Below are 19451 nucleotides of genomic sequence, written 5' to 3'. Positions count from 1 at the left end.
CCCCGTTGTCCGGGCACCCGCGTCGAGACGACGCGACCGAGGAGCACAGCGCATGCGGAGCACCATCAACAGCGCCGCCGTGAGCGAGTTGGACACCGCAGGCGGGCAGACCGACCACACTCGACTGCTGGAACGGACCCTGTTCGAGGTGAAGCGGGTGATCGTCGGCCAGGACCGGCTGGTGGAGCGGTTGCTGACCGCGCTGCTCGCCCGGGGTCACTGCCTGCTGGAAGGGGTGCCCGGGGTGGCCAAGACCCTTGCGGCGGAGACCCTGGCCACGGCGGTGGGCGGCAGCTTCGCCCGAATCCAGTTCACCCCGGACCTGGTGCCGTCGGACATTCTCGGTACCCGGATCTACCGCGCCTCGACCGAGACGTTCGACGTCGAGCTGGGGCCGGTCATGGCGAACCTGGTCCTCGCCGACGAGATCAACCGGGCGCCGGCCAAGGTGCAGTCCGCGCTGCTGGAGGTGATGGCCGAGGGACACGTCTCGATCGGCGGGCGGACCTACCCGGTTCCCACCCCGTTTCTGGTGCTGGCCACCCAGAACCCGATCGAGTCCGAGGGCGTCTACCAACTTCCCGAGGCACAACGGGACCGGTTTCTGATGAAGATCGTCGTCGACTATCCGACCGACGACGAGGAGCTCGGCATCCTGTACCGGATGGGCACCGACGTCCCGGCCGCCCGACCGGTGCTGGACCCGACCCGGCTGGCGACGTTGCAGGCCAGGGCCCGGGAGGTCTTCGTCCACCACGCCCTGGCCGAGTACGTCGTACGGCTGGTGCTGGCCACCCGTGACCCGCGGCGGTTCGGCCTGCCGGACGTGGCCGCGCAGCTGGCGTACGGTGCCAGCCCTCGGGCCACCCTCGGCCTGGTCGCCGCGGCCCGGGCGCTGGCCCTGCTGCGTGGCCGGGACTACGTGCTGCCGGCCGACGTGCGGGAGATCGCCGTCGACGTGCTCGCCCACCGGCTGGTCCTCTCCTTCGACGCGGTCGCCGACGATGTCGACCCCGGCGAACTGGTGCGGCGGGTCGTCGCGACGGTGCCACCTCCACAGATCGCTCCCGCCCAGGAAACCCAGGGGCCGGGCCTGGGAGCGGCGGCGTGAACGAGAACGCGACGAGCCTCGGGCACCTGGCGCCGCAGCGTCGGTTGCGCCGGCTGGAACTGACCATCACCCGCCGTCTCGACGGGCTGCTGCACGGGCAGCACCTGGGCCTGTTGCCGGGGCCGGGCAGCGAACCGGCCGGCAGCCGGGAGTACCGCCCGGGCGAGGACGAGGTCCGGCGGATGGACTGGTCGGTGACCGCTCGCACGGCCGTTCCCCACGTGCGTACCGTCGACGCCGACCGGGAGCTGACCACCTGGATGCTCGTCGACGCGACACCCAGCATGGACTTCGGCACCGCCGAGTTGGAGAAGCGGGAGCTGGCGGTGGCGGCCGTCGCCGCCGTCGGCTTCCTTACCGCCGGCTCCGGCAACCGGCTCGGCGCGCACGTGCTCGGCGACGCCGGGATACGCCGCTTCCCCGCCCGCTCCGGCCGGTACCACCTGCTCAGCCTGCTGCGCGCCCTGCTGGAGGTGCCGCGGGGCCGACCGGCGAGCGACCCGGTGCCACTGGCCGAGGCCATCGACGGGCTGCGCCGGTCGGCCGGCCGTCGCGGGCTGGCGGTGGTCGTCTCCGACTTCCTGGACGGCCTGCCCGACGAGGGGGTGGCCGGCGCGGGAAGCGGGCCCCCGGACTGGGAACTGCCGCTGCGCCGGCTGGCCGCGCGGCACCAGGTGCTCGCCGTCGAGGTCCGTGATCCGCGCGAGCTGGAGCTGCCCGACGTCGGCCTGATCACGCTTGTCGACCCGGAGAGCGGGCGGCGGCGCGAGGTCGCCACCGGCAGCCGGCGGCTGCGCGACCGCTACGCGGCGGCGGCCGCCGCCCAACGGCTGGCCGTGGCGCGGGCGCTGCGCCGGGCCGGCGCGGCACACCTGCCCCTGAGCACCGACCGGGACTGGATCGCCGACATCGTCCGGCACGTCCACAGCCAGCGTCGGCTGGCCCGGGCGGCCCGACCCACCTCGGGAGGAGCGGCGTGAGCTGGGAGTCTCCGGAACGGCTGTGGCTGTTGGCGGGGGTGGCCGCCCTGGTGGTCGCGTACCTGCTGCGGCAACGCCGACACAGCCGGTACGCGGTGCGGTTCACCAATCTGCGCCTGTTGGACAAGGTGGCGCCGGCTCGTCCGGCGTGGCGGCGGCACGTGCCGGCCGGGCTGTTCGTCGCGATGCTGGCGTTGCTGGTGGTGGGCTTCGCCCGCCCGACGGACGAGGTACGGGTGCCCCGGGAGCGGGCAACCGTCATCGTGGCCGTCGACGTGTCCCGTTCCATGCTCGCCGACGACGTGCCGCCGGACCGGCTGCTCGCGGCCCGGGAGGCGGCCCGCGATTTCGTGGCCGACCTGCCGGCGGAGTTCAACGTCGGACTGGTGGCCTTCGCCGGCAGCGCGTCGGTGGTGGTCGCACCGGGCGGCGACCGGGAGTCGGTGACCGCCGGCATCAACCAGCTCGACGAGGGCGTCACCGGTCTTCAGGGGACGGCGATCGGCGAGGCCATCCAAACCTCCCTGGAGTCGATCCGCACCCTGGACGCGCAGGCGGCCGAGGATCCGCCGCCGGCGCGGGTGGTGCTGCTCTCCGACGGGGCGAACACCTCGGGACGGGACCCGGCGCTCGCCGCCGCCGCCGCGGTGCAGGCGGGCGTACCGGTCGACACCATCTCCTTCGGCACCCCCGACGGGCGGATCGGTGGTGGCCAGGCGGTCCCGGTCGACGGGGCGACCCTGCGCGCCGTGGCCGAGCAGGCCGGCGGCGGCTACTACGAGGCGGGCAGCGGCGACGAGTTGCGCGCGGCCTACTCCGACATCGGTTCGTCGGTCGGTCACCGGCTGGAACGCCAGGACGTTTCGGCGCGGTTCATCGGCGCCGGCCTGGTGCTCGCCCTGCTGGCCGCCGCCGGTTCGCTGTTCTGGTTCTCCCGACTGCCCTGACGGCCGTCCGACGGCCGTCCCCGAGGAGGGGACATCGCATGCACAGCACGATCGCGGGACTGGGTGAGCCGCGCGGCCCACGGTTCGTCTCGCCGGACCTGTCGACGGACGAGCAGCCGCCCGGGTCCACTTCGGTCGCGGCACTTCCGGTCACGCCGGCGGGGCCCGACGACCCGGCGGACCGGAGCGGCGCACCGGCCGCCGCAGCGGCCCGCTGGCCCCGGCTGTTGCTGGCCGGGCTCACCGTGGTGGCGGTGTCCGCGGGTGCCGGCGGCGTCGCCGGGCACCTCACCGCCGGCGGCGCGCCGACCGCCGCCCCGCCGGCCGGCCCGGCCGGTGATACGGCGGTCGACCTGGTCACCGCCGCCGACCAGGTGCTGGCCGGAGTGGTGTCGGTGCGGGTGGCCGGCGGTGGTCGGGGTGCCTCCGGATCGGGGTTCCTGATCGACGATCGGGGCCACGTGGTCACCAACAACCACGTGGTCGCCGGCGGCGGCAGCATCCAGGTGATCGGCCGGGACGGCCGGCGGCTCTCCGCGCGGTTGGTCGGCCGGGACCCGGGTACCGACATCGCCGTGCTACGCGTCGATCCGGGTAACGGTCTGCGCCCGCTGCCGCTGGCTTCGGCCGGGCAGACCCGGGTCGGTGAGCAGGTGCTCGCCGTCGGTTCGCCGCTCGGGCTCTCCGGCACGGTGACGGCCGGGATCGTCAGCGCGCTGGACCGGCCGGTCCGTCTCGGCGGTGGGGCGCGGCAACCGGCGGTGCAGACGGACGCGTCCATCAACCCGGGCAACTCGGGTGGCCCCCTCGTCAACGGCCGGGGCGAGGTGGTGGGCGTGAACACCGCCATCGCCACGCTTGAGGGCAGCGGCAACATCGGGATCGGCTTCGTCATCCCGGTCGAACGGGCGGCCCAGGTGGCGCGGGGGCTGATCGCGAGGGGATAACTGACAGATGCGGCTGCTCGTGGTGGAGGACGAAGAGGATCTGGCCGGCGCGTTGCGGGTCGGGCTGGCTCGCGCCGGCTACGCCGTCGATCTCGCCGCCGACGCGGCGCAGGCGTACGACCTGCTGCTGGTCAACGCGTACGACCTGATGCTGCTCGATGTCAACCTGCCCGACGGCGACGGGTTCGCGGTGTGCCGGGCGATCCGGTCCGGAGCGGTCGAGGTGGCCGGTGGGCGGGACCTCCGGGTGCTGATGCTCACCGCCCGGGGTGGTCTGGGTGACCGCGTCCGCGGCCTGGACGAGGGCGCCGACGACTATCTGGTGAAGCCGTTCGCGCTGGCCGAGTTGCTGGCCCGGGTACGGGCGCTGCTGCGTCGGGACACCGGCGGCACCGGGGTGGTGCTGACCGTGGGCGCGTTGACCCTGGACGTGGCCCGGCAGGAGGCCCGGCGGGGGGCCCGGCAGCTGCACCTGACCCGCAAGGAGTTCGGTGTCCTGGAGTACCTGATGACCCGCCCGGGGCGGGTGGTGCCGGCCGAGGAGCTGCTGGAGCACGTCTGGGACGCCAACGCCGATCCGTTCACCGAGACCGTCCGGGTCACCGTGGGTACGTTGCGGCGCAAACTCACCGGCGGCGGCGACGAACCGGCGATCGAGACGGTCGTCGGGCGCGGCTACCGGCTGCGGGAGGTGCTGGCATGACTGTCTTCCGGTCGATCCGGTTCCGGCTGACGGTGCTCTACTCGACGCTGCTGTTCGCGCTCGCCGGCGCCGGTCTGGCGGTGGCGTACGTGGCGGTGGACCGGGCGGTCGACCCGAAGCCGATCACCAAGCGGTACGAGGCGCAGTTGGTCAAGCGCAAGAGCGACGGGCGTACGGTGCCCACCGGCACCACGCTGGAGGTGGCCGAGGTCCAGCAGATCGAGGACGAGGTGAACCTGCGGCTGCTGCAGACGGTCCGGGACTACTCGTTGATCGCCCTCGGCGGGCTCTTCGTGGCCAGCCTCGGCATCGGGTGGGTGCTCTCCGGCCGGGCGTTGCGTCCGGTCGGCGCGATCGCCCGCACCGCCCGGGAGATCCAGGCCACCGACCTGTCCCGCCGGATCCGCCTGACCGGCCCCCGCGACGAACTGCGCGACCTCGGTGACACCATCGACTCGATGCTCGACCGGCTGGAACACGCCTTCCAGGCCCAGCGCCAGCTCATCGACGACGCATCGCACGAGTTGCGCAGCCCGTTGGCGATCATCCGGGCCAGTCTCGACGCGTCGCTGACCACTGCCGAGGCCGGCGAGCAGGAGCGGGCCGGTGCGGTGGCGACGATCGACCGGGCGACCACCCGGATGTCCCGGCTGGTCGAGGATCTGCTGGCCACGGCCCGTCGGGACGCCGACTCGATGTCCGACACGGACGTGGATCTCAGCGCGGTGGCCCGCGAGGCGGGCGAGGACTTCGCCGCCCTGGCCACCGGCCGTGGCCTGCGCCTGCGGTACGCGCTCGAGGCGGGGCTCACCCTCATCGGCGACCCCGACACGCTGCGTCGGGCCGCCGGCAACCTGCTGTCCAACGCGGTGCGCCTGTCCCCGCTCGGCGGGGCGGTCACGGTGGCCACCGGCCGGGTGGGCGACTGGTTGTGGTTGGCCGTCGCCGACGAGGGACCAGGCATCGCCGAGGCCGATCAGGCGCGGGTCTTCGACCGGTTCTGGCGGGGCGAGGCCGGCCGAGGCGGCTCAGGTGACCGGCGGACCGGGTTGGGGTTGGCCATCGTCCGGCAGATCGTCGAGTCGCACGGCGGCCAGGTCGCGGTCTTCTCCCGGACGGGTACGGGCAGCACCTTCGTGTTGTGGCTGCCGGCCGCCGATCGGACCGGAGACACCCGGCCGCCGGCCAGCACGCCACTGTGACTGTCATCCAACTGTCATCCAACCGTGCGGTCGACTCCAAGGTCGTTGCGCAAGGTGGTGGTCGATCGGGACGGCGCGTCGGGTCGCCGGCATCAACGACGAAGGAGACCGCTGTGGTGATGCCGTGGCCCTGGCCGATGCCCGACGATCACTCCTTCCGCGCGCTGTGGGACGAGCCGCAGCACCACGACGAGGATGTCCGCCTCGCCGCCCTGGTCGCCCAGCGGCTCAGCGCCGACTGGTCGACCCGGCGGCAGCAGATCACGGTGATGGTGCAGAACCGGGTCGTGATCCTCACCGGCCTGGTCGCCAGCGCCGAGACCCGACGGGCGGCCGGCGAGTTGGCGTGGGACGTCGAGGGTGTGACGGACGTCTGCAACGCGTTACGGCTGGCCGGTCACCGGCGCGGACGCCGCTGAGCTTCGGCTCGTCCACGGCGCCCGGCACCGGCACCGTGGACGAGCCGAACCCGACGAACGTCGCCTACTCCGAGGCGTCGACGGCCGCCGCGCGGCTCTGGAGCCGGGCGAGCGCGTCGGCGCGGGTGTCCGCGACCGGGAACACCTCGTCCAGCCGGGTGACCCGGAGTACCTGACGGATCAGCGGTGACCTCGACGCCACGCAGAGCAGTGCGCCGCGCTCGGCGGCGTGCCGGTGTGCGCGGACGAGCAGCCCGAGGGCGGTGGAGTCGAGCAGGTCGGTCCCGCCGAGGTCCACCAGGACATGCCCGCCCATGTCGGCGGCGTGCCGCAACGCGATGCCCAGGGTGTCACCGGTGTCGACGTCGACGTCGCCGGCGACGGTCACCACGGTGACGGCTCCGAGGTGCTCGATGCCGAGGATGCCGCCGGGCACACCGGCGGCGGCGGGACCGAGCTGGGTGCAGTGTGCGCAGCGGTGCGGTCCGTGGGCCAACGGGGATCCGCTCCAGCCGTGCTCGGACACCAACGGCCAGACCACCTCCGCGTCGGAGGCCATCCGCGGCCCGGCGACCGTGTCACCGCAGTTGTCACAGGTCAGGGTGACCAGATGGTCATCCAGTACGACGGCCATGGCTTGCTCCTTCCCAGCTCGGAGGGGTCGGGGTCCCACCCTGCCGGGGTCAGGTGGCGGGGACCGCGCGGACACGTGACGGTTGGGTGACGAATGGCCTTCCCGCTGCTTGCGGGTCGGATGGGCGACGACGCTGTCGCGTACGTCGTCCGCTTTGAGACGATAGACGTAGAGAGATCAGTTGATCCCTGTGTGCGACGGGAGGTCGAAGGATGCGAAAGGCACTACCCACCGACGAACCGGTCGGCACGCTGGACGTGGTACACCGGTTCTGGGGCGCGATGCCCACCGGGGTGACCGTCTCGCACCGTGGTCGGATCTTCGTCAACTTCCCCCGGTGGGGTGACGAGGTGCCGGCGACCGTGGTGGAGCTGCGGCGCGGCCGCGAGGTCCCCTTCCCCGACCTGCGGTGGAACACACCGTCCGGCGACGACGACCCGTCGGCGTTCGTGTCGGTGCAGAGTGTGGTGGTCGACCCGATCGACCGGCTCTGGGTGCTCGACACGGGTAGCCCGATGTTCCAGCCGACCTCCCCCGGCGGGCCGAAACTGGTCCGGGTGGACCTGAGAACCGACACCGTCGCCCAGGTGATCACCTTCCCGCCCGACGTGGTGCTGCCCACCTCGTACCTCAACGACGTGCGCTTCGACCTGCGTCGCGGGGAGGCCGGCATCGCGTACGTCACCGACTCCGCCGATGGTGCCCCGAACGCCATCATCGTGGTCGACCTGGCCAGCGGGTCGTCGTGGCGGCGCCTGAACGACCACCCGTCCACCAAGGCGGCGCCGCTGGCGGACTTCCGGCCGGTGGTCGAGGGACGACCGTTCCTGGTCCGCCCCCCGGACGCTCCCCCGCAGCCGGTGGGCGTCGGCGCCGACGGCATCGCCATCTCCGCCGACGGCGCCCGGCTGTACTACTGCGCCCTCGCCACCCGCCGCTGGTACAGCGTCGCCACCGACGCGCTGGCCGATCGTGCGCTGGGTGACGCGGAGGTCGCCGCGACGGTGGTCGACGAGGGCGACAAGGGCGGCGGCGCCGACGGCCTGGAGTCCGACGACGCCGGCCGGCTCTACCTGACCAACTACGAGCACAACGCGGTGCTGCGGCGCCGCCCCGACGGTGAGTACGAGACCGTGGTGCACGACGCCCGGCTGCTCTGGCCCGACACGCTCAGCGTGGCCACCAGTCGGCACCTCTACATGATCGCCAACCAGGTGCACCGGCAGCCGCCGTTCAACCGCGGCCGGGACCTGCGACGCAAGCCGTACGCGCTGTTCCGGACCCGGATCGACGCGGGCCCCGTGCTGCTACGGCCGTGACGCCGACCAGCCCCGATCGGGTGGAAGTGCCGCCCGGTCGGGGCGGGGTGCGTCCCGCCGCACGTAGCGTCGGAGGGCAGTGACCCCGAGGTGAGGAGCCGGTCGTGACCGAGCCGGAGGAAGAGCGCGAGAAGAGCGCGAAGACCGACCCGGTGCTGTTCTCCCCGGACGGCGACCCGCATCACAATCCGGCCCAGGCCCCGCTGCCGGACGAGCACCTGCCGGTGACGTACTCCCACGACGGCGAGACCGACGTGATCGACGGCGAGCAGTAGGACACAGGTCCGGCGGCAGCGGGGGCTGCCGGGTGGTCAGGCGGCGACGAGCGCCGGGGTGGGGTGCTCGGCGGAGTCGTCGAGCGGAGTGACCGGCGGCACCGGCTGACGGCGGTTCGGCAGGGCGAGCCGGAAGACCTTCCGCCACGCGGAGAAGACCTGCCGGGGCAGCGAGCCGGTGGTGTACTTCAGCCCGTACCTGTCGAACAACGCCCGCACTTCCGGCGCGATCTCCTGGTAGCGGTTGCTCGGCAGGTCGGGGAAGAGGTGGTGTTCGATCTGGAACGACAGGTTGCCGGTCATGATGTGCATCAGCCGGCTGCCGCTGATGTTGGCCGAGCCGAGCATCTGCCGCACGTACCACTCCCCCCGGGTCTCCCCCTCGATCGAGGTCTTCTCGAAGGTCTCCACCCCCTCCGGGAAGTGCCCGCACATGATGACCGAGTGGCTCCACAGGTTGCGGACCAGGTTCGCGGTGAAGTTGGCGGCCAGGGTGTGCAGGAACGACGGGCCGGACAGCAGGGGGAACAGCAGGTAGTCCTTGAGGAACTGGCGGCGGATCTTCCGGCCGACCGCGCGGACCCGGCGCCGGAACTCGGGATCCTTGTGTCCGCCGTTCTTCAGCTTGTTGCCCAGGTCGAGGTCGTACGCGGCGATGCCGTACTCGAAGAAGCAGGCGTTGAGGAAGTTGTAGAGCGGCTGCCCCAGGTGGGCCGGGTGCCAGGGCTGGTCCTCGTCGACCCGCATGATGCCGTAGCCGAGGTCGTTGTCCTTGCCGACCACGTTGGTGAACCGGTGGTGCAGCTCGTTGTGCGACTGCTTCCACTGGTCGGCCGGGGCGACGTGGTCCCATTCCCAGCTGGTCGAGTGGATCTTCGGATCGCGCATCCAGTCCCACTGACCGTGCAGGACGTTGTGCCCGATCTCCATGTTCTCCAGGATCTTCGCCACCGACAGCCCGGCGGTGCCCACGATCCAGGCCGGTGGGAACAGGGAGAACAGCAGCACCACCCGGCTGCCGATCTCCAGCTTTCGCTGGGTCGAGATGACCTTGCGGATGTACGCGGCGTCCCGCTCGCCCCGGGAGGCGATGACCCGCTCCCGGATGGCGTCGAGTTCCTTGCCGAGGGTCTCGATGTCCTCGGCGCTGAGGTGGGCGATCGGGTTTACGGCCTTCTTCTGGATCACGGTCACGTCGGTCGGTCTCCGATCAGATCTCGAGTTCGCACGGGCCGGCGGCGGCAGACACGCAGGTCTGCACGCGTACGCCGTCGCCCGGCAGGGCGGTGGTGAGCTGGCCGTTGCGCAGGTCGCGGACCGCGCCCTGGCGCAGCGGCAGCACGCAGCCGAAGCAGATGCCCATCCGGCAGCCCGACGGCATCAGCACCCCGGCGTTCTCGCCGGCATCCAGCAGCGGGGTGGCGCCGGCGGCCGTCACGGTCACCGACGAGCGGGTGAAGGTGACGGTGCCGCCGTCACCGGCGGTGATCACCGTGGGGCGGAACCGCTCGGTGTGCAGCCGCGCGGCGTGGCCGCGGGCCGACCAGTGCTCCTCCGCCGCGTCGAGCAGCCCGAGCGGGCCGCACGCCCAGGTCTGGCGCTCCAGGTGGTCCGGGACCAGGGTGTCGAGTTCGGCCACGTCGAGCAGTCCCTCGACCTCGGTGTGCCGCTCGACCAGCCGGATCACACCGCGCTCGGCGAGGCCGCGCAGCTCCGCGCCGAAGACCACGTCCGCGGCGGTGGGCGCCGAGTGCACGAGCACCACGTCGCTGCCGGCCAGGGCCCCCGAGCGCAGCATCCCCGCGACCGGGGTGATGCCGCTGCCCGCGGTGAGGAACAGCACCCGCGACGGCGCCCGCTCCGGCAGCACGAAGTCGCCGCGCGCCTGGTCGAGCTGCACGATCGTGCCCGGTCGCAGCCGGCGGACCAGATGGTTGCTGACCACGCCGTCGGGGATCGCCTTCACCGTAACCGAGATGGGGTCGGCGCGCCGGCCGGGAGCCGAGGTGACCGAGTAGGCGCGCCACTGGCGCACCCCGTCGACGTCGACACCGAGCCGGACGTACTGGCCGGGGACGTGCCCGCGCCAGCTGCGGCCGGGCTGGATCACCAGGGTCGCCGCGTCCGGGGTTTCCGGGTGCACGGCGACGATCCGGCCGCGCAGCTCGGCGCCGGCGCGTAGCGGTGCGACCAGGTCGAGGTAGTCGCTGGGCAGCACCGGCGTGGTCACCGTCTCGGCGAGCCGCCACAGGCGGCGCCGAAAAGATCTCGTGTCCGGTGGCGGGACGGTGGCGGTCATACGACGATGGTCGCCGCCCGCTGGCATAAACTCTTGGTCTGCGAAGGTAAAGCGATCCACCCCTTTTGTGCGGAGCGAACAACAGTGGCGGAACCAACCGGAACGACAAATCGGGCGGCCCGCATCGAACTGGACCAGCGAGTGGCCCGCGAACTGCGCGACCGGCTGCCGTTGGTGGCCGGGCAGACCGTCACCGCGATCACCGGCGAGGTGCCCAGCTACTCCGGCACGCTGACCGGCCAGATGCGGGACAAGATAGAGAACGCGGTGCAGATCGCGCTGGGCACCTTCCTGCAACTGCTCGAACAGTCCCAGACCGCCGACCGTACCCAGGTCAACGACCCGAGCACCCCGCTGGTCCCGGCGCTGGAGGCCGCGTACGCCCTGGGCAGCGGCGAGGCCCGGTCGGGCCGCAGCGTGGACGCGCTGCTGGCCGCGTACCGGGTGGGTGCCCGGGTCTCCTGGCGGGAGCTGGCCGCGGCCACCGTGGCCACCGGGCTGCCCGCCGCCACGGTCGCCGAGTTCGCCGAGCTGATGTTCGCCTACATCGACGAGTTGTCCGCCGCGAGTGTCGCCGGGCACGCCGACGAGTTGGCCAGTGTCGGCCGGGCCCGGCGGCGGAACCTGGAACGGCTCACCCAGCAGTTGCTCGCCGGTGAGGCCGAGGACGTGCTGCTGCGCAGCGCCGAGCGGGCCGACTGGCCGGTGCCGCAGACCCTCACCGTGGCGCTGCTGCCGCAGGCGAAGCTGCGCGGGGCGCTCGCCCTGCTGGCCGAACACACCCTGGAGAGCAGCGAGGAACTGCCGGCCGGGGAGCCCGGCGAGGAGACCGCGGTGCTGCTCGTACCGGACATGCACGGCGACCGGCGGCGGCAGCTCGCCCGGGTGTTGCACGGCCGCCGCGCGGTGCTGGGGCCGTGCCGTCCCTGGACCCGGGTCAGTTCCTCGTACCGGCGGGTGGTCCGGGTGGTCGCCCTCGGTATCGCCCAGCCCACCGACGGCGAGCCCCTGGACACCGAGGCGCATCTGGCCGAACTGCTGCTCAGCGCAGACGTCGAGGCGCTCGCCGACCTGCGCACCCGGGTTCTGCAACCCCTCGCCGCGCTGCCCGCCGCCACCGCCGAACGACTCACCGAGACGCTGCGGTCCTGGCTGCTGCACCAGGGGCGGCGCGACGACGTCGCCGCCGATCTCTTCGTCCACCCGCAGACCGTGCGCTACCGGATGGGTCAGCTGCGCCAGCTCTACGGAGACCGGCTCACCGATCCGCGTAGTCTGCTCGACCTCACGGTCGCGCTCGCGCTGCCCGCCGGCGGTGCGGCCACGGGGTGAGCGGCGTCGGTGTCGAGCCGTGACCGGTCGTCACTCGAACGGCGTCGGGCCGAGCAGGCGGATCTCCTCCACGTCGAGGCGGGCCTGCAACTCCTGCAACACGGTGTCGTCGATCTCCCGTCGGTCGCGCATCCCGGTGATCTCGCGCCGCTTGTGTTCGAGGGCGGCCAGCCGCAGTTGGCGCTCGACCTCCCGGGCGGCCACCGATTCGTCCTCCGGCTCGGACCGCGCCGCGCTCAGATGGGCCTCGTACTCGGCCCGGAGCCGTCGCACGATCTCGGCCTCGGCACCCACCCGGTCGCCGAGGTCGGGCAGCGCGTCGAGGGTGGCCTGGGTGGCGGCCACCTGCGCCCGCTGGGACTCCGCGACCCGCTCCGGGTCGCCGCGCAACCCGGCCCAGTTCATCAGGAGCGGCAGGGTGGTGCCCTGCACGAGCATGGTCACCAGGATCACCGTGGCGACGGCGAAGATGATCAGATCGCGTTCCGGTACCGGGCTACCGTCCCGGGCGGTCAACGGCACGGCGAGCGCCGCCGCCAGGGAGACCGCTCCCCGGAAACCGGCCCAGCCGGCGACCGTACGCACCCGCCAGTTGACCTGGCGGGCGAGCTGTGACTCGCGCCGGTCCAGCCGGGCCACGGCGGCGATCAGATGCAGCCAGAGCATCCGGACCAGCACCAGCACCCCGGCCAGCACGAGCGCGATCACCACGGCCCGGGCCAGCGTGACGCTCGTGACGTTCTGCACCGCCCGGGGGATCTGCATGCCGACCAGCACGAAGAGTGCCCCGTTGATGAGGAAGGTGGTCAGGTCCCAGAACGACACCGCGAGGATCCGGGACCGCGCCCGGATCACCCGGGGGTTGGCGTAGGACAACATCAGACCGGCCACCACCACCGCGAGCACCCCGCTTTCGTGGATGCTGTCGGCGAGGAAGTAGGCGGTGAACGGGGTGAGCACACTGAGGGCACCCTCCCGCAGCGGGTCGTCGATGCGCTTGCGGATCAGGATCACCACCGTGCCGACCACCATGCCGGAGGCGATGCCACCGAGGAAGGACAGGCCGATCCGCTCGACCAGCTCGAAGGCGCTCGGTGCGGCGCCTCCACCCAGCAGACCGAGCGCGATGGCGAACAGCACCAGGGCGGTGCCGTCGTTGACCAGGCTCTCCGCGCGCAGGGTGGTCAGCAGCCGGCGGGGCATCCGTTTGGCCAGCCCGGCCACGGCCGCGGCGTCGGTCGGGGCGAGCACCGCGCCGAGCACCCAGGCCACCGCCGGGTCGACACCGAAGCGTTGCAGGACCAGCGACACCGCGACCATCGTGACCCCGACCAGGCCGATCGCCAGCAACGCGATGACCACGATGTTCGCCCTGATCTCCCGCAGGCTGACGACCAGGCTCTCGCGGTAGAGGATCGCCGGCAGGAACAGCAGCAGGACCACCTCGGGCGCGAGGACGACGTGCGAGAACGGGGGCAGCAGCGCCACCAGGGCACCCAGGCAGATGAGCAGCACCGGCGGGGCGACCCGGTAGCGGCCACCGATGGTGGTGCCGACCAGCACGACGACGCCCAGCGTGATGACCAGCAGCAGCTCGCGCACCCCGCCCCCCGTTCGTCGCCCCCCACATGGTGGTACGCCGACCAGCCGCCCCGGGCCGATTCGCCGCAGCGCCGGACGCCCGGCCCGCGACCGGGCTCAGCGACCGGGACCGGCGCGCAGGTCCTCCTCGATGCGCCTGGCGGTGGTCAGCAACGGCGGCAGCAGTTCCTTGCGGATCACCTCGAACGAGCCGCGGCTGGCGTGGGCGGAGACGTTCACCGCGGCCACCACCGAACCGCTGTCGCCGTGGATCGGCGCGGCCAGTGACCGCAACCCCTCCTCCAACTCCTGGTCGACTAGGGCGTACCCCTGGCTGGCGATCTTCGTCAGGAGGCCGCGCAGCTTGGCCGGGTCGGTCACGGTGCGCCGGGTCAGCGGGCGTAGCTGCGCCGTGGCGAGATAGTCGTCCAGCCATCCGGCCGGCTGCGCGGCGAGCAGCACCCGACCCATCGACGTCGCGTACGCGGGGAACCGGGTGCCGACACTGATCCCCACCGTCATGATCCGCTTGGTGGGCACCCGGGCGACGTAGACGACCTCGTCGCCGTCGAGCACCGACACCGAGCAGGACTCGTGCACCTGCGCCACCAACGCCTCCATGTGCGGCTGCGCCACCTCGGGCAGGCTCAGGCTGGACAGGTAGGCGTAGCCGAGGTCGAGGACACGCGGACGCAGCGAGAACAGCCGCCCGTCGGTGCGTACGTAGCCGAGTTCGACGAGGGTGAGCAGGAAGCGTCGGGCCGCGGCCCGGGTCAGCCCGGTGGTGCGGGCCACCTCGCTGAGCGTGAGCTGCGGGTGTTCGGCGTCGAAGGCCCGGATCACCGCGAGCCCGCGTTCCAGCGACTGGACGAACTCACCGGGTCGGGCCGTCGCCTCGTCGGTCACCGGCCCTCCTGCCGCAGCGTCTCCTGGGCCACCTTGAACGCCCGGTTCGCCGCCGGTACGCCGGCGTAGACGGCCACCTGGAGCAGCACCTCCCCGATCTCGTCGGGGGTCAGGCCGTTACGCAGGGCGGCACGTACGTGCATGGCCAGTTCCTCGTCGTGGTGCAGGGTGGCCAGCACGGCGAGGGTGATACAGCTGCGGGTCCGCCGGTCCAGCCCCTCCCGGGTCCAGATCTCACCCCACGCGTAGCGGGTGATCAGGTCCTGGAAGTCGGTGGTGAACTCGTCGGTGCCGGCGACGGCCCGGTCGACGTGCGCGTCGCCGAGCACCTGCCGGCGTACCGCCATGCCGGCCTCGTACCGCTGCTGGTCGGTCATCTGGGCACCACGCCTTCCGGATCGAGGTGTTCCGCGAGCAGTCGGGCGACGGCCTCGGGTTGCTCGACGTTGGCCAGGTGCGCCGCGCCGTCGAGCACCACCAGGCGGGCCGAGGGGATCCGCTCGGCGATGGTGGCGGCCTGCTCCGGTGGGGTCGCCGGATCGTCGGCGGCCCCGATCACCAGCGTCGGGGCGCGCACGGCGGCCAGGTCCGGACGCAGATCCATCGCGGCGATCGCCTCGCAACAGCCGGCGTACCCGGCGGCGGGAGTGCTCACCAGCATGCTCCGGTACCCGGCGACGGTGTCCGGGTTACCCGCGGCGAAGGCGGGAGTGAACCAGCGTTCGACGATCGCGTCGGCGATGCTGTCCAGCCGACCGGCCCGGACGGTGGCGGCCCGGGACCGCCAGCCGTCGGCCGGTCCGAGGGATGCGGAGGTGCACAGCAGGGCGAGGCGGTCGATCCGCTCGCCGGCGTGCGCGGCCAGCCACATGCCGACCATGCCGCCGAGGGAGAGCCCGGCGTAGTGGACCCGGGCCACGCCCAGGGCGTCCAGCAGCCGTAGCACCTTCCGGCCGAGCAGGTCGATCGTGTACGGCCCGGCCGGCACCGCGGAGCCGCCGTGGCCGAGATGGTCGTAGCGGACCACCCGGTAGCGCTCGGTCAACGCCGCCACCTGCGGCTGCCACATCGCGCCCGTGGTGCCCAGGGAGCTGCCGAGCAGCAGCACCGGCGCGTCCGGCGGACCGTCGACGGTGACGTGCAGCCCGCCGGTCACCGCTGCGCCTCACGGTTCGGCCCGGTGGTCGCGGCCGAGCCGCGCGTCGCCTCACGGTCCGGTCCGGTGGTCGCGGCCGGGCCGCGCGTCGCGTCGCGGTGCAGGTCGAGGGCACGGTCGATCAGGTGCCCGGCGCTGCCGAGCCAGCCGGCCGGGTCGAGGGCGGCGTCGACGTCCGATTCCGACAGGTGGGCGCGCAGGTCCGCCTCGGCCAGCAGCGCCGCCCGGAAGTCGGGCCGGGCGGCGGCGCGGCGGACCAGGTCGTGGGCGGCGGCACGGCCGAGGGCCGGTGCCAGCCGGGCGGCGACCGCCTCGGCGAGCAGCAGACCGCCGCTGGCGTCCAGGTTGGCGCGCATCCGCCGCGGACGTACGTCGAGGCGGGCGAGCATCCGGGCGGTACGGGCGGTCGCCCCTCCCGCCAGGTGCGTCAGGTCGAGCAGGGGCTCCCACTCGGCGTGCCAGCCGCCGGTGGCCCGCTCGTGTTCCTGGCCGGCGGCGGCGAACAGTGTGCCGACGAGCCCGGGACCGCGCCGGGCCACGGCGGTGACCAGCACCGAGTCCACCGGGTTGCGCTTGTGCGGCATCGCCGAGGAGCCGCCTCGCGCCGCGCCCCCCTCGGCCACCTCGCCGACCTCGGTCTGCGCGAGCAGGCCCACGTCGAGGGCGATCTTGCCGGTGGTGGCGAGCAGCCCGCCGAGGGCCGCGGCCAGGTCGAGCAGGGGCTGACGGCGGGTGTGCCAGGGCAACGGGCTCGCCGCCAGGCCCAGGTGTGCGGCGAACCGGTCGACCATCACCGGCCCGGCCGCGCCGTAGCCGGCGAGGGTGCCCACCGCCCCGCCGAGTTGTGCGGGCAGGTCGGCGCACGCCCGGGTCAGCCGGATCCGCGCCTCGACCAGGCCGACCAGCCAGCCGGCGGCCTTGAGCCCGAAGGTGGTCGGTGCGGCCTGCTGACCGAGCGTGCGGGCGGCCATCAGGGTGTCGCGGTGGGTCCGGGCCAGCCCGGCGGCGGCGTCGGCGGCGTCGGCGAGGTGCCGCAGCAGCGGACCGGCGGCGCGGACCGCCACCAGTGACAGCGCGGTGTCGAGCACGTCCTGGCTGGTGGCGCCGTGATGCACCCACGGCCGGGCCGGTTCGGCGACCGCGGCGGTCAGCTCCCGCACCAGCGGGACCACGGGGTTGCCGGCCGCCTCGGCCGCGGCACCGAGAGCTGCCGGGTCGTACCGCTCGGCACGGCACTGCCGGACGATCTCCTCGGCGGCCTCGGCGGGCAGCAGCCCCACGTCGGCGCCGGCCCGGGCCAGGGCGGCCTCCGCGTCAAGCAACGCCCGCAGCAGGGCGTGGTCGCCGAGTTCGGCGTCGACGTCGGGGGTGCCGGAAAGCCCGCGCAGCAGTGCCTCAGACGGCGAAGAAGACGGTCTCATGCTCTCCCTGAAGGCGGATGTCGAACTGGAACCCGTCCGTGGCCGGCCGGGCCAGCAGCGTGTCACGCCGCTGCGGGTCGACGGTACGCAGCACCGGGTCGGTGGCGTTGGCCGCCTCGCCGGAGAAGTAGACCCGGGTGACGAGGCGGTGCAGCAGCCCTCGGCCGAACACCGACAGGGTCAGGTGCGGTGCCTCGGTGTCGCCGTCGAAGGTGGGCAGCGGCCCCGGCTTGACGATGTGCAACGCGTACCGGCCCTCGGTGTCGGTCTCGGACCGGCCGAAACCCCGGAATCCGGGGACCGCCGACGGCCGGGCGCCACGTGGATCGTCGGGGTGGTCGAAACGCCCGTCGGGGTCGGCCTGCCAGCTCTCCACCATCGCGTCGACCACGGCCGCGCCGGTGCCGTCGACGATCCGGCCACGCAGCCAGAACGCCCCCGGCGTGCCCTCCGGCACCACGTACGGCCCGTCCGGCCAGCGCAGCCCGATGTGCAGGTACGGCCCGACGGTCTGGGCGGGCGTGACGCCCAGCGACTCACTCATCGTCGTCCTCGTCCTCGAACACGGTGGCCTCCCGGCCCCGCAGCACGATGTCGAACTCGTAGGCCAGCGCCCACTCGGGCCGGGTCGTGGCGTGGTCGTAGCGGGCCACCATCCGCTGTCTGGCCCGCTCGTCGCGGACCGAGTTGAAGATCGGGTCCTGGGAGAACAGCGGATCGCCCGGGAAGTACATCTGGGTCACCAGCCGCTGGGTGAACGCCCGGCCGAACAGGGAGAAGTGGATGTGCGCGGGCCGCCAGGCGTTGTCGTGGTTGCGCCACGGGTAGGCGCCGGGCTGCACGGTGACGAAGTGGTACCGCCCGTCGGCGTCGGTCAGGGCCCGCCCGACGCCGGTGAAGTTCGGGTCCAGCGGCGCCGGCCAGGTGTCGGCGGCGTGCCGGTAGCGACCGGCGGCGTTGGCCTGCCAGACCTCGACCAGAGTGTGCGGAATCGCGCGGCCGTCGCCGTCGACGACCCGGCCGTGCACGATGATCCGCTGCCCGAGCGGCTCACCGTCGTGCTGGCGGGTCAGGTCGTGGTCCAGCTCGCCGAGGCGGCCCTCGCCGAGCAGCGGGCCGGTGACCTCGGTGAGCCGCTGCGGCAGGTAGGTCAACGGCTGCTGCGGTGCCCGCGCCACGGTCGACCGGTAGCCGGGACTCAGCAGTGGCGGATGGGCGTCGACGTCGTCGCGTCGGTAGCTCGGCAGGATCAGTTTCCGCTCGGCGTCCTGGGTCACGGCCGCTCCTCCCCGTCAGTCGTTCCGAGTATCCGCGCCCCGCAGCAGCCGAGCGGAAGCCGGAGGATGATCGCACCACCCTCGATGAGCGGACTGCGCCCGTTCACGCCGCCGCCCGCATGGTCGCTTCGAGGGCGCGCAGCACGGCGAGTTCCTCGGCGGTGGGTGGCTCGACTGTGCCCAGATCCCGGGCGACGGCGAGCGGCCAGCCGGTGGCCTCGCGGGCCCGCTCGACGGTCACGCCCGGATGCAGCCGGGTGAGGGTGAGTTCGCAGCTGTCCGGGTCGGCCTCGAGGATGCCGAGGTCGGTGATGACGGTACGGGGTCCACCACCGCGCAGCCCGAGCCGGGCCCGGTCACCAGGGCCGGCGCCGTAGCCGACCGAGGTGACGAAGTCGACGCGTTCGGTGAAGGTACGGCGGCTCTGCCGGACGATCACCACCACCTCGCCGCAGGAGGCGGCGATCTCGGGAGCGCCACCGGCACCGGGCAGGCGCACCTTCGGGTCGGTGTAGTCGCCACCGATGACGGTGGTGTTGATGTTGCCGTACCGGTCGAGCTGCGCGGCGCCGAGGAAGCCGACGTCGATGCGCCCGGGTTGCAGCCAGTAGTTGAACACCTCGGGCACCGAGATCACCGCGTCGGCGGTGTCGGCCAGGACGCCGTCACCGATGGACAGCGGCAGCCGGTCGGGCTTGGCGCCGAGACACCCGGACTCGTAGATCAACACCAGTTCGGGCGCGTGGGTGGCGCGGGCGAGGTTCGCCGCGGTGCTGGGCAGGCCGATCCCGACGAAGCAGGCGGTGCCGTCGCGTAGCTGTCGGGCGGCCGCCACCGTCATCATCTCGTCGGCGGTGTACTGACGCTCGCTCATGCCGGCCCTCCGCTGCGCTCCGGCCCGGCCTGAGGCACCACCGCACTGAGCTGACGATTCGCTCGCTG

Annotated in this window: 21 protein-coding genes; 10 read left to right on the top strand and 11 right to left on the bottom strand. The window is 73.1% G+C overall.

Translation table 11 applies throughout. The features are described 5' to 3' along the window. Positions 1 to 52: 52 nt before the first annotated feature. The 7 genes from O7605_RS24920 to O7605_RS24890 all read left to right on the top strand — a co-directional run bounded on the left by O7605_RS24920 (position 53) and on the right by O7605_RS24890 (position 6309). Positions 53 to 1111, top strand: a complete 1059-nt coding sequence (locus O7605_RS24920) for an AAA family ATPase (protein ID WP_443083965.1) — start codon at positions 53 to 55, stop codon at positions 1109 to 1111. Next, a complete protein-coding gene (locus O7605_RS24915) occupies positions 1108 to 2091 on the top strand; it encodes a DUF58 domain-containing protein (RefSeq protein ID WP_269741407.1) in 984 nt (327 codons plus the stop codon). Before O7605_RS24920 ends, O7605_RS24915 begins: the two co-directional genes overlap by 4 nt. After that, the gene (locus O7605_RS24910; protein ID WP_269741406.1) at positions 2088 to 3038 is read left to right on the top strand and encodes a VWA domain-containing protein; all 951 of its coding nucleotides are present in this window, start codon (positions 2088 to 2090) and stop codon (positions 3036 to 3038) included. Before O7605_RS24915 ends, O7605_RS24910 begins: the two co-directional genes overlap by 4 nt. Before the next feature lie 38 nt (positions 3039 to 3076). Beyond that, positions 3077 to 3985 (top strand): S1C family serine protease, encoded by a 909-nt coding sequence (locus tag O7605_RS24905; protein ID WP_269741405.1) that lies wholly within the window; start codon positions 3077 to 3079, stop codon positions 3983 to 3985. A 7-nt stretch (positions 3986 to 3992) separates the two neighbouring features. Further along, positions 3993 to 4688: a response regulator transcription factor gene (locus tag O7605_RS24900; RefSeq protein ID WP_269741404.1), complete on the top strand. Its 696-nt coding sequence runs from the start codon at positions 3993 to 3995 to the stop codon at positions 4686 to 4688. Then, entirely contained in the window at positions 4685 to 5890 is a 1206-nt protein-coding gene (locus tag O7605_RS24895; RefSeq protein ID WP_269741403.1) for a sensor histidine kinase, read from the top strand. The genes O7605_RS24900 and O7605_RS24895 overlap by 4 nt, the downstream gene beginning before the upstream one ends. Before the next feature lie 119 nt (positions 5891 to 6009). After that, entirely contained in the window at positions 6010 to 6309 is a 300-nt protein-coding gene (locus O7605_RS24890; protein ID WP_099851331.1) for a BON domain-containing protein, read from the top strand. 64 nt (positions 6310 to 6373) lie between these two features. Here O7605_RS24890 and O7605_RS24885 read toward each other — a convergent pair whose 3' ends face one another. Continuing rightward, positions 6374 to 6943, bottom strand: a complete 570-nt coding sequence (locus O7605_RS24885; RefSeq protein ID WP_269741402.1) for an STAS domain-containing protein — start codon at positions 6941 to 6943, stop codon at positions 6374 to 6376. 212 nt (positions 6944 to 7155) lie between these two features. Between O7605_RS24885 and O7605_RS24880 the strand changes: the two genes are divergently transcribed. Both O7605_RS24880 and O7605_RS24875 read left to right on the top strand, forming a co-directional pair. Then, positions 7156 to 8262: an L-dopachrome tautomerase-related protein gene (locus O7605_RS24880; RefSeq protein ID WP_269741401.1), complete on the top strand. Its 1107-nt coding sequence runs from the start codon at positions 7156 to 7158 to the stop codon at positions 8260 to 8262. A gap of 104 nt (positions 8263 to 8366) precedes the next feature. Then, positions 8367 to 8537 carry a hypothetical protein gene (locus O7605_RS24875; protein WP_269741400.1) on the top strand — a complete coding sequence of 57 codons (171 nt, stop codon included), beginning with the start codon at positions 8367 to 8369 and terminating at the stop codon, positions 8535 to 8537. A gap of 36 nt (positions 8538 to 8573) precedes the next feature. On the opposite strand, the gene O7605_RS24870 is transcribed toward O7605_RS24875, so the two are convergent. Together O7605_RS24870 and O7605_RS24865 are read right to left on the bottom strand one after the other, a co-directional pair. Continuing rightward, positions 8574 to 9731, bottom strand: a complete 1158-nt coding sequence (locus O7605_RS24870; RefSeq protein ID WP_269741399.1) for a fatty acid desaturase family protein — start codon at positions 9729 to 9731, stop codon at positions 8574 to 8576. Positions 9732 to 9747: 16 nt separating this feature from the next. Continuing rightward, on the bottom strand, positions 9748 to 10836 hold the full coding sequence (locus O7605_RS24865) for a ferredoxin reductase (protein ID WP_269741398.1): 1089 nt from the start codon (positions 10834 to 10836) through the stop codon (positions 9748 to 9750). Between the two features lie 84 nt (positions 10837 to 10920). On the opposite strand from O7605_RS24865, the gene O7605_RS24860 reads away from it, so the two are divergent. Beyond that, the gene (locus tag O7605_RS24860; RefSeq protein ID WP_269741397.1) at positions 10921 to 12168 is read left to right on the top strand and encodes a PucR family transcriptional regulator; all 1248 of its coding nucleotides are present in this window, start codon (positions 10921 to 10923) and stop codon (positions 12166 to 12168) included. A 30-nt stretch (positions 12169 to 12198) separates the two neighbouring features. On the opposite strand, the gene O7605_RS24855 is transcribed toward O7605_RS24860, so the two are convergent. The 8 genes from O7605_RS24855 to O7605_RS24820 all read right to left on the bottom strand — a co-directional run bounded on the left by O7605_RS24855 (position 12199) and on the right by O7605_RS24820 (position 19383). After that, positions 12199 to 13770 (bottom strand): Na+/H+ antiporter, encoded by a 1572-nt coding sequence (locus O7605_RS24855; RefSeq protein WP_269741396.1) that lies wholly within the window; start codon positions 13768 to 13770, stop codon positions 12199 to 12201. Between the two features lie 96 nt (positions 13771 to 13866). Then, a complete protein-coding gene (locus O7605_RS24850; RefSeq protein WP_269741395.1) occupies positions 13867 to 14655 on the bottom strand; it encodes an IclR family transcriptional regulator in 789 nt (262 codons plus the stop codon). After that, positions 14652 to 15032, bottom strand: a complete 381-nt coding sequence (gene pcaC, locus O7605_RS24845) for a 4-carboxymuconolactone decarboxylase (RefSeq protein ID WP_269741394.1) — start codon at positions 15030 to 15032, stop codon at positions 14652 to 14654. Before pcaC ends, O7605_RS24850 begins: the two co-directional genes overlap by 4 nt. Next, complete coding sequence (gene pcaD, locus O7605_RS24840; RefSeq protein ID WP_269741393.1) at positions 15029 to 15811, bottom strand: 3-oxoadipate enol-lactonase; 783 nt, start codon at positions 15809 to 15811, stop codon at positions 15029 to 15031. Before pcaD ends, pcaC begins: the two co-directional genes overlap by 4 nt. Continuing rightward, positions 15808 to 17232, bottom strand: coding sequence for a 3-carboxy-cis,cis-muconate cycloisomerase (pcaB, locus tag O7605_RS24835; RefSeq protein WP_269741392.1), 1425 nt, complete (start codon positions 17230 to 17232; stop codon positions 15808 to 15810). Before pcaB ends, pcaD begins: the two co-directional genes overlap by 4 nt. Then, positions 17207 to 17776, bottom strand: a complete 570-nt coding sequence (gene pcaG / locus O7605_RS24830) for a protocatechuate 3,4-dioxygenase subunit alpha (protein WP_269741391.1) — start codon at positions 17774 to 17776, stop codon at positions 17207 to 17209. Before pcaG ends, pcaB begins: the two co-directional genes overlap by 26 nt. Continuing rightward, complete coding sequence (gene pcaH, locus O7605_RS24825; RefSeq protein WP_332317148.1) at positions 17769 to 18509, bottom strand: protocatechuate 3,4-dioxygenase subunit beta; 741 nt, start codon at positions 18507 to 18509, stop codon at positions 17769 to 17771. The genes pcaG and pcaH overlap by 8 nt, the downstream gene beginning before the upstream one ends. A gap of 103 nt (positions 18510 to 18612) precedes the next feature. Then, complete coding sequence (locus O7605_RS24820) at positions 18613 to 19383, bottom strand: CoA-transferase subunit beta (protein WP_269741390.1); 771 nt, start codon at positions 19381 to 19383, stop codon at positions 18613 to 18615. Positions 19384 to 19451: the final 68 nt, after the last annotated feature.

Origin of the sequence: Verrucosispora sp. WMMA2121, from assembly GCF_027460185.1 — a bacterium.
Classification (GTDB): Bacteria; Actinomycetota; Actinomycetes; order Mycobacteriales; family Micromonosporaceae; genus Micromonospora; species Micromonospora palythoicola.
Note: the sequence above shows the minus strand (reverse complement) of the source record. Positions and strands in the feature narration are given on the sequence as shown.